Origin of the sequence: Shewanella sp. SM71, from assembly GCF_025653905.1 — a bacterium.
Taxonomy (GTDB): domain Bacteria; phylum Pseudomonadota; class Gammaproteobacteria; order Enterobacterales; family Shewanellaceae; genus Shewanella; species Shewanella oncorhynchi.
This window is the reverse complement of the sequence record NZ_JAKKRW010000046.1, coordinates 1-1260: the sequence shown is the minus strand read 5'-3', so window position 1 is coordinate 1260 and position 1260 is coordinate 1. Positions and strand designations below refer to the sequence as shown.

General features: G+C 47.9%; 1 protein-coding gene and 1 pseudogene. Both read right to left on the bottom strand.

Going from position 1 to position 1260, the window contains the following annotated elements; genetic code table 11:
* Positions 1-792, bottom strand: a 792-nt coding sequence (locus tag L5L97_RS22755; RefSeq protein ID WP_263184007.1) for a hypothetical protein, incomplete at its 3' end; no start/stop codon positions are given.
* Positions 793-974: 182 nt separating this feature from the next.
* Positions 975-1260: pseudogene (locus L5L97_RS22750) on the bottom strand (hypothetical protein); the annotation flags it as partial.

Here is a 1260-nt window from a genome sequence, read left to right as displayed (position 1 = left end):
GCCAACTATTCGTTCATTTTTCAATAAAAAGAGTTCCGACCCCGGTAATTGCTTCATCAGTAGCGACAACACTTTATGCATATCTTCGGGATGGCAATAACAGTCGAGATTTGAATAATATCCGAAATAAAACCTGTCTGTATCACACGATATATATGGCCTCTTGTGGGTCACTTTTATCATATGGGGGTGTCCACGCTTGATAGCACTTATTGAGGTGGTTTCTACATTTTTAAAACCAGTAAAGAACAATGCCCCCAGAGCCATTCCACCTACACCAACCAGCGCTGCTGGGCCTAAAAAGGCCACCCCGACAATACAAACCACCACACCAAACCAAGCCAGCCCCCGCACTACCGCATAGGCTGCATCCGGAATAGCATCATGATAGGTGGTGACCAGCCCCTCGGTGGTGAGCCGATAGTGGTACTGTTTGTCAGCCAACCAGAGGTAGCGCATAAATGGCCCAAAAATCATCGCTATGATGAGAAAATAATACCATTGCTCAAATCCATACCAGTATGTCACCAACCCAACTAGAGCCGTAATCCCGCACGGAATAAGGACCATGATCCACCCAATGCCATACACAGTCGCTACCTTAATATCCCACTCATAGAGGGTGGGCGCCTCTCGCACCCGCTGCTGACGCAACTGATAGAGCCGGTCTTGCTCCTCTTGGGGTAATTGCAGGTACTCAGTGCGCGGCAGGTCTTCATACCGACTGTCGTCCAACGGTTGTGTCTCTTGCTCTGTCGACGCCGACTGCTGCGGCGCTGCTCTCTTATTCATATAGCTATTCCTTTGCTGTACCTACGGACTGCACGGTCATCGTTAACCTACCCACACAGCTCGTACTTAATGTTTTCTCGCCCTTGACGACCTTGCCGCTAAAAAGTCTGTTAGCATCTTGGTGGCAAAGCTGCCACTGATGACACCGAATCTCACGCCAATAACAGGCGCGAGAAAAAACGTTAACTGGGCTGGGGATTCTTAGGGGCGAAATCTGACAGTTGGGCTAGTTTGCCGTCACGGGTGCCAACTTTAGAGAGGCCAACTATTCGTTCATTTTTCAATAAAAAGAGTTCCGACCCCGGTAATTGCTTCATCAGTAGCGACAACACTTTATGCATATCTTCGGGATGGCAATAACAGTCGAGATTTGAATAATATCCGAAATAAAACCTGTCTGTATCACACGATATATATGGCCTCTTGTGGGTCACTTTTATCATATGGGGGTGTCCACGCTTGATAGCA